Consider the following 12,846-nt stretch of genomic DNA (forward strand, 5'->3'; position numbering starts at 1 on the left):
GAGGGCCTATTCCCCATAATGTCATAAACAAAAAGACGAGGCCAAACTATTTTCTTTGACCTCGTCTTTATTCTTGTCCAAATAATTATTTAAGCCTAGGTTTACACTCGATTTTTAGAACGATAATAAATCATCCTTTCCTTTTCTTGCGTCCACCCAAACCGATCATAGCTAAAGCTGTTCCCAGAAGAGTTATAGGCCAAGCTGAAGTTGTTCCAGTTTGCGGAAGTTTATTGTCCTTAGCCACTGCTTGGGCAGATGGTTGAGATAATTTTTGTTCAGCTATTGGCTGCTTAGTTTGAGTCGGTTTTAGACCCTCTTCTTTCTTACTTACTTGGCTAATAGGTGATGATCCCTTAACAGAAGGAGTAACCAACGGGGCTGGTTGAACCTGCCTTCCACCCATTTTTGCTGAATCTGCTTCTTTTGTCCCAATTTCCACAATTTCGGCTACAGCATCCTTAGAAACGAAACTTTCCACAAGCTTGCTACTACCGTCCTGGGCAGATATTTCAACTAAATTCGTTTTTTCACCTTTGATTCCCACTTGCAAAATCTTGCGTTGACCTTTTTCAAGGTTTGGATTTGCTACTTCTTTTGTCTCAAAGGCAATCTCTTCTGTTTGAATATCAAGATATGGTTTATATTCCACAAGAGCGCGAACTTCTTCCTCATCAGCGCTGCCATTGTAGGTGATTAGCTTGAGATTTTCGCGAGCAACTTTTAGTTTAGCTGCTAGTTTATCCACCTCTTCTTGCTTCATCCGGCTTAATTCCCAATCAACCTCATCTTGAGCTGCTTTTAGAGCTGCAACAGATTCTGGTGTATAGATGGTTAAATCGGTTGGAATTTTAGCAATTTCTTCCCGAATAGGGCCATAATTAGCCTTGAAATAGTCTTTATTATGATCAGCAAAAGCAGTCATTAATTGGAAAATCTCTTCTTCCTTGTATTCAGCTTGCGGTCTATCAGCCCAGATGGCAATCATGCTACCGACTGTTGGAAGGTCTACTTCTGGGTACTTGGTAGAAGCTAGTTGATTAAATGGTGTCTTTTCAGTATTATCAAGTGCTTTCTGTAAGAAACCACCGCCATCTTCCGGTTTTTGTCCCAAAATGTAGTACCAATCCCCATTGGTATTGAGGAATTTGTAGCCCTTACTTGCTAAATACTGTGGTGATGCCAGGTTATAGCCCCACCAGCCTTTAGACCAATAGGAGATTAAGACATCCTTATCAAACTCAACATCGTCTTTGTCTTCATAGTAGAAGCCATCGTTGAAGGCCATTGGCTGCAAACCTCTCTCTTTTGCCATAGCAGCTAGAGAATTAGCATATTCTGCGAACTTACCATAGAGGTTGTAGTATTTGAGATAATACCAACCCTGAGCATTGGTAGCATCGTTGGCATATTCATCCGTTCCATAGTTGAAAATGTTGGTTTTGCCTGCAAAGTAATCCATATACTTTCCAATCAAAGCTTTGGTAAAGGACTTGGCTTCTTCATTTTCCAAATCAAGGGTTGTTTTGGATAGTGTATCAAAATAAGCCTGAGGATTTTGAATACCTAGTTTTTCCATAGCGACCAAAAGGGCATCCATATGGCCTGGGCTATTGAGTGCTGGAATAAGGCCTATCCCCTTTCCTTTGGCATAAGCAATCAGCTCATCCATCTCTTTCTGGCTGAGGGCATTTCCATTTGGATCATCGTAGTAAGCCTTGGTACCAGCCAAGATTGCTTCTTTCACTTCATCACTTGTGTAGGTTTTACCGTTAGCTTCAACGGTCATGTCATCCAACATGAAGCGCATCCCGTCATTTCCAACTAGCAGATGCAAATCTGAATATCCCAATTCACTAGCCTTGTCAATGATTCTCTTTAGCTGATCCAATGAGAAATATTTCCGACCAGCGTCAATAGAAATCACCTTGCTCTTAGCTAGTTTTTCTCTTTCAGCTTGGGCATCTAGCACCTTTTGATAATCAGGGGTTGGCTGGAGATGCTCACGGGCTTCTTTTAAGCGAGCAACCGCAAGATCAATCTCTTCTTGCTTGCTTCGACTAAGATGGCTGTCTAATTCTTTAACAGCATTTTCTGCTTCCTTAAGTCGAGCGATACTTTCTGGTGTATATTTAGAAGCTAAGTCACTTGGGACTGCTGCCAATTCTTTTTCTACATCTTGATAATTGGCAGCAAAATACTCAGCATTTTGGTCGGCAAAGCGACGCATCAACTTGTAAAGCCGAGATGGGGAAAAACGCGCTGAAGGCTCATCTGCCCATGCAGCCACCATACCACCAATAATTGGAATATCTGCTCCCTCAGACTTAGGAACACTGGTAATCGGTGTAGAAGCAATTCCCTTCAATCCTTGGTCCAGATTATACCAACCTTGCCCTTCTGCATTCCGACCTAGAACATAATACCAAGCATCATTGGTATTTAGAATCTTATGCCCTTTTTCAGACAAAAGTTTGGAAGAAGCAACATCATAGCCTCCCCAGCCACCAGTCCAATAAGACACAATAATATCCTTATCAAATTCACCAAAACTCTGATCAGAATTATAGTAAATACCATCATTGAAAGCCATTGGTTTCAAGCCATTTCGCTTAACAATTTTAGCTAGATCGTTGGCATAAGCAATGAATTTTTCATACCCCTTTTCTGGGTAACCTTCTCCTGGATAATACTTGTCTGCTTGTAGAACCTGCCAGCCTTTAGCATTGGTCGCATCATTAGCATATTCATCTAAACCAATATTGAAAATATCCGTTTTACCGGCAAAATATGCAGCATATTTCTCAATCAGGGCTTTTGTGAAATCAACAGCAGGCTGATTATTTAAATCAACTGTTCGAGCAGATTCCTTGCCAAAGTAGTCAAAATTAGGTTTTTCAATTCCCAGCTCCTTCATGGCATTCAGGATCGCATCCATATGGCCCGGGCTATTGATTGTCGGAACAAGACCGATTCCTTGTCGTTTAGCATAGTCAATCAAGTCCGTCATTTCAGCTTGTGTTAAGTGATTGCCATTTGGATCATTATAATAATCGTTGGTCCCTTTTTCAATAGCTTTTTTAACATCTTCACTAGAATAGGTCTTACCGCCTACAGTTAACGACATATCATCCAATTGGAAACGCAGTCCATCATTTCCTAACAGTAAATGCATGTCTGTAAAACCATAACGCTTAGCCTTGTCTACAATTTCTTTCAATTGTTCTGGGCTAAAATATTTACGACCTGCATCAACTGAAATCATTTTCCTCATGGCAAGCTTTTCATCAACACGGTCTGACTCTTGGCTCTTAGGTGCATCAGTAGGTAAGCCTGCTTTCTCCTCAGAATCATTTCTTTTTTCTGCTTCTCCTGTAGCATCTTTTTCAGGGGTCTTGTCTTGCTTAGGAGTATCTGTATTAGATTCTGCTGGAGCAGAAGTTGATGGAGTTGCTTCACTATTGTTTACAGGATTTGCTCCGGACGTTTCCTCTGCTGTAGACTTATCTTGTGCGGGACTAGAGGTTGCCACTTCTTCTGTAGCTTTGGGTTCAGTAGAATCTGCTGGAGCGACAACATTTGACTGCGTAGTTGGAAGCTCTTCTGCCGAAACAACCTGTCCAGCCATAGTAATTCCAATTAGAACAGAAGCTGCCCCAACTGAAAATTTGCGAATAGAAAAACGCTGTTCTCTATGAAAGACCATCATAAAATCTCCTTTTTAATAAATAGAAAAACCAATATGTAAACGGTTTCTTTTTCTTCATTATAGGCTATTACCCCCTGTTCTGCAATGAGCCTTCAGCAAGATTCTATAATTTAATGATAAAGAGATTTAATTCAGATACCTATATTTTAAAGCAAGATTTCAAAAAATCTTAAATCCAAAAAAGAGAGAGTGAACTATAACTTCAGTCCACTCTCTGCCTTTCTTTTATTCCCCATCAAAAGCATCTTTAATATGGTCAAAGAAGCCTTTTTTCTTAGGGTTTACACTGATATTCCCTGCAGCCGCAAAGTCCTTGAGCGCCGCTTTTTGCTTATCATTCAGTCCTGTTGGAGTCACAACGTTAACAGTCACATACTGATCCCCCATGCTTCCACCACGAAGACTCGGAGCTCCCTTGCCACGTAAGCGGAAGCGTTTGCCAGTCTGAGTGCCTTCTGGGATATTGAGCTCAACATCACCGTGAACGGTTGGAACCTCCACACTGTCTCCAAGAGCGGCCTGAACAAAGTTTAGATTGAGCTTGTAGTAAATAGTAGATCCATCTCGCTCAAACTTATCACTTGGTTCGACATTGACGACTACATATAAGTCTCCATAAGGGCCACCATTGAAACCTGCTTCTCCTTGGCCTGCTAAGCGAACTTGCTGGCCAGTTTCCACACCTGCTGGGATTTTAACATGGACACTGTGGGCTTGTTTTTCATGTCCTGTTCCATGACAGGTCGTACAAGGTTCCTTAATTTCTTTTCCGCGTCCATGACAGACATCACAGGTCACTTGACGACGCATCATGCCCAGAGGAGTTTGCGTATCTACATTGATGACACCTGAGCCATGACAGCGTCCACAAGTCACTGGACTTGTCCCTGGCTTAGCACCTGATCCGCTACATGTACGACAAGACGCTTCCCGATTGTACTTAATTTCCTTTTCAGTACCAAAAATAGCCTCTTCAAACTTGAGATTTACACGATATTGAAGATCGTCACCCTGACGAGGAGCATTTGGATTTCGCGAAGCACCGCCACCAAAGAAACTTGAGAAGATATCTTCGAAACCACCAAAGCCAGCTCCATCAAAGCCTCCAAAGCCACCTGCGCCACCGCCAAAACCACCATTGGCTCCAGCAGCACCATACTGATCATAGGCCGCTCTTTTCTGCTCGTCACTTAAAGTCTCATAAGCCTCTTGGACCTCTTTGTACTTATCTTCTGCCCCAGGGTCTTTATTAATATCTGGGTGATATTTTTTTGATAATTTCCGATAGGCTCTCTTGATTTCATCCTGTGAAGCATTTTTAGAGACACCTAGACGGTCATAATATTCTGTATTGTTCATATAAGATACCAAGACCGTAAAATTCGACTGAAAAATAGGAAATCAGGCGACGGAGCGACGCTCCTAGACAGATTTCTCTTTTTTCTGAGAATTTAGGTCGGGTTCAATTCCTTTCTTTCATATTGAGTCAGAATTTTTAGAACCCGTGTTCAGTTGCGAACACTCTCGTTCCTTTCTATAATGTTTTCGAAACCAACCCTCGATTTAGGTCGGGTTCAGTTCCTTTCTTTCATATTGAGTCAGAATTTTTGGAATCCGTGTTCAGTTGCGAACACCCATGTTTCTTTCTTTAAATTTTAAGAGAATTCTTAGAAGTTGTTTTTTATGCTCTGTTTCATCTCAGCAAATTCTTCTTCTGACAAATTGAATATCAATTCCTCTTCTGAATACTGATTCCGTTCTTTAAAATAGTTGTCAGCATTACCTACCAAGCCTAGACTAAGAAGCACTTTTCTTGCAAACTCTTGATGTGCAAAGCCAACAGCAGTAATGATATTTTTATCTTGCAGGACAGCTTTAGCCTTGAAATTTTCCCGTGGAAGAAATTCAAAATAGTCAAAGAAGTTTTGCCAAATCCCACCCGTAAATTTCGTGTCCTTCAATAAGCCTGCTTTCGCCAATAAAATGGGCGCTGAGGAAATAGCTGCAATCAAAATCTCTTGCTGATTCAAACTTCTTAGGAAAGAAATCAATTTTTCATCGTGCAAAGCAGAAGCAATATTTATCATTCCTGGCAAAATGACACAAGAATAGTCTTCGATAACTACTTTATCCAGTGTTCTAGTAGGTTGACAGGCTAATCCATCTTCCGACCTTATAACATTTCTATCTGAACCAACATAATCGATTTCAATACCAAAAGATAGAGCTAAAGTACTGGTCAGACCAACTACTTCATAAATTGAAAAATTAGGATAAATGATACAAAGTGCTTTTTTCATAAGCATCACCCTCTATCTTACCGAAAAACAGAGGCTGGGTTGCAACCTCTGGATTTCTTTTTATACTTTTGACATCAGACAGAGGATAAGACAAAGACCTATCTACCTCATCTAATTTTCAAAACACTTTTAACGCGGTAGCTGATTGGATTTTGGGTTCGTCTTTCAGACTCCCAAAAATCCTAATCATCCTCGCGGGGGTTCGACTACGAACTAAAAACTTTCAATTTTTAGTTCTGTCTTACCGCCTACTTCTCCGTAAACTCTCCGTCTACGACGTCATCGCCTGCGTTTCCTGTTGCTTGTGCGCCTTCTGCTCCTGCTTGAGCTTGTTGGGCTGCTGCGGCTTGTTCGTAGAGTTTAACAGCAAGTCCTTGAGCTTTTTCGTTCAATGCTTCAAGTTTTGCTTTCATTTCGTCCAAGTTGTTGTCTTCTTGCGCTTTCTTAAGGTCATCAAGGGCAGCTTGGGCAGCATCACGTTCTGCATCGAAGCCTTTACCTTCAGTTTCCTTGATTGTCTTTTCAGTCGCAAAGATTGCTTGGTCAACTTCGTTACGAAGGTCTACTTCTTCTTTACGTTTCTTATCTGCTTCAGCGTTAGCTTCTGCATCTTTCATCATGCGATCAATTTCTTCATCAGTCAAACCTGAGTTTGATTGGATAACAATTGTTTGTTCTTTTTGAGTTCCAAGGTCTTTGGCCTTAACAGACACGATACCGTTCTTGTCAATATCAAATGTTACTTCGATTTGAGGAATTCCACGAGGTGCAGCTGGGATATCTGTCAATTGGAAACGTCCAAGAGTCTTGTTATCTGCTGCCATTGGGCGTTCACCTTGAAGAACGTGGATATCAACGGCTGGTTGGTTATCTGCTGCAGTTGAGAAGACTTGTGATTTAGAAGTTGGAATAGTAGTGTTGCGGTCGATGAGTTTTGTGAAGACACCACCCATTGTTTCGATACCAAGTGACAATGGAGTCACGTCAAGAAGGACAACGTCTTTGACATCACCAGTGATCACACCACCTTGGATAGCTGCACCCATGGCAACTACTTCATCAGGGTTTACTGATTTATTTGGTTCTTTACCAGTTTCAGCCTTAACAGCTTCTACAACGGCTGGGATACGAGTTGATCCACCAACAAGGATGACTTCGTCGATTTCTGACAAGCTCAAGCCTGCATCAGAAAGAGCTTGACGAACTGGAGTTTTTGTACGTTCTACAAGATCACGAGTCAAATCATCAAATTTCGCACGAGTCAGAGTCATTTCCAAGTGAAGAGGACCTGCGGCTCCTGCTGTGATGAACGGCAAGCTGATTTGAGTTGAAGTCACACCTGAAAGGTCTTTCTTAGCTTTTTCAGCTGCATCTTTCAAACGTTGAAGAGCCATCTTGTCAGTTGACAAGTCGATGCCATTTTCCTTCTTAAATTCTGCAACCATGTGGTCGATAATCTTTTGGTCAAAGTCGTCACCACCGAGCTTGTTGTCTCCTGCAGTTGCCAATACATCGAAGACACCGTCACCCAATTCAAGGATAGATACGTCAAATGTACCACCACCAAGGTCAAATACCAAGATTTTTTCTTCTTTGTCAGTCTTGTCCAAACCGTAAGCAAGGGCTGCTGCTGTTGGTTCGTTAACGATACGTTCTACTTCAAGACCAGCGATTTTACCAGCGTCTTTAGTCGCTTGACGTTGCGCATCGTTAAAGTAAGCTGGAACTGTGATGACTGCTTTAGTTACTTTTTCACCAAGATATTCTTCAGCGTAGCCTTTCAAGTATTGAAGAATCATAGCTGAGATTTCTTGTGGAGTGTATTCTTTACCGTTGGCAGAAACTTTTTCAGAAGTCCCCATCTTAGATTTGATAGAGATAACAGTATCTGGGTTTGTTACTGCTTGACGTTTTGCAGCATCACCAACGATGATTTCACCGTTTTTAAATGATACTACAGATGGAGTCGTACGATTTCCTTCTGGGTTTGCGATGATTTTGCTTTCAGTTCCTTCAAGAACTGCAACTGCTGAGTTTGTTGTACCTAAGTCAATACCGATAATTTTAGACATGTGTTTTTCTCCTTAAATTTTACATTCTTTCTTTTTGATACTCTTCTTAGGTGGCGGCGCCGTCAGAGCTTGACTTCGTCAATCTCTTTGACTAAACTTTGAGCCTAAGGTCTCAAAGTTTGCGCAAATAACACCACGGCGAAGAGTATCGTCTTTTGTTCGCTTCGCTCACTATTGCAAAGCTGAACAATTTCTTCTTATCTTTCTTCATAGTTTATTGTCGTTTCGGACAAGTTTTCTATTATGTAAGGTTACGACATGAGAAGTCGAAATTATACGCAGTAGCTGATTGGCAGTTCACTTCGCAAACGCTCGTGACAAGCCTAATCACCCTTGCAGGGGTGCGTCAACGAAATCACAGATTTCTGACTTACCGCCTAATCGAACTCGCCCTAAGCTCTGGGTAAAAAAGATAGATTTCCTTGTGTTCATCGAACACTTCGTCAATCTCCTATTTTTACTGTGAGCTTTTTCGGGCTCTATATCTTAGTTGTATACTACCACCATAGCCGGTCTTAGGATGCGGTCATGGAGTTTGTAGCCTTTTTGGAAGACTTGTGCGATGGTATCTGCTGGATGTTCGTCGTCAGCTGGAACAGTTTGAATGGCCATGTGATAGTTATGGTCAAATTCTCCATCGGCCGGAATTTCTTCGATGCCCTCTTCTTTGAGAGCATGAACCAAGCTTTCCTGCACCATTTCCAATCCTTTTTTGACATCGTCTGTCAATCCTTCAACAGCAAGAGCACGCTCAAGGTTGTCCAAAGAAGGTAAGATCGCTTTCGCTAAATCTTGACTACGATAGCGTTGCAAGAGCTGACGCTCTTCATTGGCACGGCGTTGGATGTTTTGCATTTCTGCATGAGCACGGAGATATTTATTTTCAAAATCATCTGCCCGCTCATTTGCTAGTTCTAATTCTGATTTTACGGGGCTTGCAGATTCAGCTTGCTCAGCTGTTTCTACTGCTTCCTCTTTTACTTCTACATCTTCTGGATGTTTTTCTTGTTTATGTTTTGCCACAAGGCACCTCCTTTTTAGGAATGATTATACTGTAATTAGTGGACTTCATAGTGGTTACTACTGAGGTAGCGATAGAAGTCCGTCAGTTTCATAGTTAAGACACGATTAATCACATTAACCTGGCTGACCACTCGCTGATAGTCGAGATTGACTGGTCCAATGACTGCTAAAATTCCAAATCCTCTGTAAGGAATCAGGAATTTGCTAGAAATAATGGTCAAATCAGACAAGCAACTTTCTCGGCTATCTGCCACGCGCACACTTTGCATCTGATCCTCGGCTAGACTATCTCTAATCTCAAAGGCCACCTTCTGTGAATCATCAAAGAATTGATAGGCCTTCAAATCTGAAAAATTCAACAAGCCAACCTTGCCGGACACAATAACATTCTCTTTGAAAATATCACCGAAGATATGCTCAAACAGATGAATGACATTATCTGTCGTAGTGAAATAGCGCTGGATAATCTGAGGAATTTCCGTCCGAATCTTGTAGTGAATATCCAAGACTGTCTGTCCCAAAAATCGCTCCTGAACCAAAGCTTTAAGCCTATCCAAGTCTTCTCTTAGGAAGTTGCGCGGAATCATAAACTGACTGGTGATAGTATTGGACTCATCTAGAGTGAAGACTGCTAGAGCCGTATGCTGACTGAGTACTACGATATCAAATGCTGTCAAACGTTGCCGACTGGGTTCGACATCCAAGGCAACAACTGTGCAACCACTCAGCTTAGCTAGAAGGTCCGCTGCCTGTTGAAGAATGTCCTCCAAGTTGAAAAACTCATGGTCAAAGGCCTTGATAACCTCATAAAGTTCATTCTCAGCTAGACGATCAAAAGATAGCGAATGCTTGACGAAGTACTGAAAACCAGCAACACTAGGTTTACGACCACTAGATGTATGAGCCTTCTCCAATAGTCCCTGTTTTTCTAGAGCTGCCATATCATTTCGGATAGTAGCACTACTCGAATTGATAGAATCCTGTAAAGCTTTAGATCCTACTGGCTCGTGAGTCTTGGTAAAGATATCAATAATCAAATTTAAAATCTCATTTTGACGCTCCGTTACCACGGTACCACCTCCATTCAAGATCCCTTCTTTGTTAGCACTCGATAACCTCGAGTGCTAACTCATGATTCTATTATACACTCTTCCGAAACAATGTCAAGATAAAAACTCAAAAAATTAGCACTCTTTTTACAAGAGTGCTAAAAATCAGTCTAAAGACCTAGTTTAATCATCCAAGGATTTCATGTGACTCATTAAGTAGAAGGAAAGTCCTGCAAAAAGAAGTAGCCAGAGAACGAGAGCCAAAAGTTCTCCACTCCAAAATTGGAAGTTAGACCAATCTTTCATAAAAATAGTAAAGAGGCCCAAAAAGCTATAACGCAGAACCTTAAATAAATCCTCATTCATATTTGAAAACATAGGAATAAAAGCTACCAAGAGCATAGCCGGAACACTAAGGGATTGAGCCATGACTTGATTTTTACAAAACAGACCAACCATTAAGAAGAAGAAAATTAAGACTAGCAAGGTTAACAAGAGAACCAAACCATAGCTGAATACCTGATTAGAAAGCTTGGCTCCTATCAAAATCGGGGTAACGACGATATAAAAAATCCCAATAATCGCCGGCCAGATTAAAGCGGAGAGAATGTATTGACCCGCTGTCACACCAGCCAAGCGCAAACTTTGCAAATTATGTTTTTCCCTTTCCTCAGCTAAGATGATAATAATGGGTGTCCCAACAGACATGGCTAAAGAGAAGGGCAAAGAAATATTCATTAACAAGGTAGCTAGTCTGTCTGCTCCCAGTTCTTGACCCGCTCCATTCAGTGAAAAAATAAATTTATAAAGAAAAACGAAGAAAACCGGCATGAGAACTTGTAATAGAATACTTTTATTTGCTAATGTCACTTGACCTCTCAGCCAAATCATACCTTTTAATTTATTAGACATTTAAGGTACCTCCTGTCAAAGTGATGAAAACATCTTCTAAAGTTGGTTCGCAAGAATGAATACTGATAACAGTTGACAGATCCATGCCTCCTTGCAATTCCTCAAAGGCCACCGTCTTCGTTGTCAAATCTACATATTCTAAACGAACTTTCTTATCTGTATTGTACTTTTGGATAATCTCATGCGGACTGCCTACTTCGACCAACTTACCCTTATGCAATAAAGCCAAACGATCGCACAAAAGTGTAGCTTCCTGCATATCATGTGTCGTCAGAAAAATAGTTGTTCCCTGAGCTTTTAGTTCCAGTAGCAAGTCATGGATTGTTCGGGAAGTTGACGGGTCCAAACCACTGGTCGGCTCATCCAAAAAGAGCAATTTAGGCTGATTAATCAAGGCACGGACCAATAGCATCCGTTGCTTCATACCTGTAGATAGCTTTTCAGCCACCTTGTTGCGACTATCATAGAGCCCCACTTTTTGAAGAAGCTCATCAACTTTCTTCATATCAACACCAAAGATCATAGCATAGGCCTTGAGATTGTTATAGAGTGACATCTTCTCATAAAAGCCACTCGTATCACTGACAATTCCAATCTGCTCCAGGACTTCTACCTTTAAATCCTCAACCGTTTCAGACAGCACATGAGCTGTTCCAGCATCTGCCTTGAGCTGCCCAGTCAAGATATTAATGGTCGTTGTTTTTCCTGATCCAGATGGTCCTAGAAAGCCAAAAATTTCTCCTTCTTGAATGGAAAAATCAATTCCTGCCAAGGCTTCTTGTTCCTTGAACTTCTTTTTTAAGCCTTGAACTTCAATAATCATTTTTTTCATCATTATCCTCACTTTCATAAAAAACAGTTGATAAGGGGCTCATCAGCTCTTGAGCTCCTGCTTCCTTCTCCAGAAACTCAAGCCGATATGAACCAATTGACCAAATAAAATAAATAACAATATCGTATCTATTAATAAGATACATTTTACTAGCCAATCTACATCTGAACCTTTTTGAGCTACACTTAAAACTAAATAAGTAGCAAAAAACAAAGCTACAAGGGCTGGGAAAAACCGCCATATAAGCAAACGCTTAACCATTTCTAGCTTAGACCAAGCATCATTATAGATCTCAAGGTCACTTTCCGCATCAAGCTGAGAAGCCGGCTTGCGGAAATAGGAAAATTGATTAAAATTTGTAATATGCTCCCAACCACAATCTTTGAATAGTTGATAATAGGAGTCTCGCTCCGCCTTCTTTATAGGACGAAAATCTAATTGATAAGCCATTTCCTGAGGTGAAGTTTTTTCAAAAGTATAACGAACTGCAATTATAAAAGGGGAATAGTTTACTTTTTTCAACTTCCAGCCCTGGCCATGCATCTTTTTAAAATAGGACGCTTCTCTATCGTAGTCTGCAATGGTAAAGATCCTGTAGACGACTTTCTTTCCCATCAAACATCCTCCTTACTATTCCGGTAAAGGCGTTCAATCCGCTGAATTTCCAAGTTCAAAATCTTCTGCCCAAGATCTGTAATCTGGTAGAGTTTCCTCTTTTCTTCCTCGCGAACAAAGGCAATCAGACCATCCTTTTCCATTTTGGACAAGGTTCCATACATGGTTCCGGGACTGATAGATAGTTGCCCATCTGTCAATTCCTTGACTTTTTGAGTAATACTGTAGCCATGCCTTTCTTTCTGGAGACAAAAGAGAATATAGAATCCTGTCTCTGTCATCGGTACATAGACTCGCCTGAGTTTTTCTGTCAATCCACTCATCTTTGCTCCTC

Annotated in this window: 10 protein-coding genes; all 10 read right to left on the minus strand. The window is 41.0% G+C overall.

Features of this window, described 5'->3' with window-relative positions:
• Positions 1-130: 130 nt before the first annotated feature.
• Positions 131-3,706, minus strand: a complete 3,576-nt coding sequence (strH, locus tag O3640_RS00975; RefSeq protein ID WP_371586474.1) for an LPXTG-anchored beta-N-acetylhexosaminidase StrH — start codon at positions 3,704-3,706, stop codon at positions 131-133.
• Positions 3,707-3,934: 228 nt separating this feature from the next.
• Positions 3,935-5,068 carry a molecular chaperone DnaJ gene (gene dnaJ / locus O3640_RS00980; RefSeq protein ID WP_008808419.1) on the minus strand — a complete coding sequence of 378 codons (1,134 nt, stop codon included), beginning with the start codon at positions 5,066-5,068 and terminating at the stop codon, positions 3,935-3,937.
• A gap of 308 nt (positions 5,069-5,376) precedes the next feature.
• Entirely contained in the window at positions 5,377-6,009 is a 633-nt protein-coding gene (locus O3640_RS00985; RefSeq protein WP_061596135.1) for a DJ-1/PfpI family protein, read from the minus strand.
• Between the two features lie 248 nt (positions 6,010-6,257).
• Complete coding sequence (dnaK, locus tag O3640_RS00990; protein WP_045505634.1) at positions 6,258-8,081, minus strand: molecular chaperone DnaK; 1,824 nt, start codon at positions 8,079-8,081, stop codon at positions 6,258-6,260.
• Positions 8,082-8,567: 486 nt separating this feature from the next.
• Positions 8,568-9,104: a nucleotide exchange factor GrpE gene (grpE, locus tag O3640_RS00995; protein ID WP_048778192.1), complete on the minus strand. Its 537-nt coding sequence runs from the start codon at positions 9,102-9,104 to the stop codon at positions 8,568-8,570.
• Between the two features lie 35 nt (positions 9,105-9,139).
• On the minus strand, positions 9,140-10,174 hold the full coding sequence (gene hrcA, locus O3640_RS01000; protein ID WP_011999912.1) for a heat-inducible transcriptional repressor HrcA: 1,035 nt from the start codon (positions 10,172-10,174) through the stop codon (positions 9,140-9,142).
• Positions 10,175-10,336: 162 nt separating this feature from the next.
• Positions 10,337-11,065, minus strand: coding sequence for an ABC transporter permease (locus O3640_RS01005; protein ID WP_045772845.1), 729 nt, complete (start codon positions 11,063-11,065; stop codon positions 10,337-10,339).
• On the minus strand, positions 11,058-11,897 hold the full coding sequence (locus O3640_RS01010) for an ABC transporter ATP-binding protein (RefSeq protein ID WP_105026223.1): 840 nt from the start codon (positions 11,895-11,897) through the stop codon (positions 11,058-11,060). Before O3640_RS01010 ends, O3640_RS01005 begins: the two co-directional genes overlap by 8 nt.
• A 42-nt stretch (positions 11,898-11,939) precedes the next feature.
• Entirely contained in the window at positions 11,940-12,512 is a 573-nt protein-coding gene (locus O3640_RS01015) for a DUF2812 domain-containing protein (RefSeq protein WP_195321408.1), read from the minus strand.
• Positions 12,512-12,835 (minus strand): PadR family transcriptional regulator, encoded by a 324-nt coding sequence (locus O3640_RS01020; RefSeq protein WP_008808411.1) that lies wholly within the window; start codon positions 12,833-12,835, stop codon positions 12,512-12,514. Before O3640_RS01020 ends, O3640_RS01015 begins: the two co-directional genes overlap by 1 nt.
• Positions 12,836-12,846: the final 11 nt, after the last annotated feature.

The organism is Streptococcus sp. 27098_8_75, assembly GCF_041432475.1.
GTDB classification, from domain to species: domain Bacteria; phylum Bacillota; class Bacilli; order Lactobacillales; family Streptococcaceae; genus Streptococcus; species Streptococcus gordonii.

Bases quoted from the DNA above. Each gene is read 5' to 3' on its own strand.
- O3640_RS00985 (WP_061596135.1), bottom strand. From the start codon at position 6,009: ATGAAAAAAGCACTTTGTATCATTTATCCTAATTTTTCAATTTATGAA.
- O3640_RS01015 (WP_195321408.1), bottom strand. From the start codon at position 12,512: ATGGGAAAGAAAGTCGTCTACAGGATCTTTACCATTGCAGACTACGAT.
- O3640_RS01010 (WP_105026223.1), bottom strand. From the start codon at position 11,897: ATGAAAAAAATGATTATTGAAGTTCAAGGCTTAAAAAAGAAGTTCAAG.
- O3640_RS01005 (WP_045772845.1), bottom strand. From the start codon at position 11,065: ATGTCTAATAAATTAAAAGGTATGATTTGGCTGAGAGGTCAAGTGACA.
- dnaJ (WP_008808419.1), bottom strand. From the start codon at position 5,068: ATGAACAATACAGAATATTATGACCGTCTAGGTGTCTCTAAAAATGCT.
- dnaK (WP_045505634.1), bottom strand. From the start codon at position 8,081: ATGTCTAAAATTATCGGTATTGACTTAGGTACAACAAACTCAGCAGTT.
- O3640_RS01020 (WP_008808411.1), bottom strand. From the start codon at position 12,835: ATGAGTGGATTGACAGAAAAACTCAGGCGAGTCTATGTACCGATGACA.
- strH (WP_371586474.1), bottom strand. From the start codon at position 3,706: ATGGTCTTTCATAGAGAACAGCGTTTTTCTATTCGCAAATTTTCAGTT.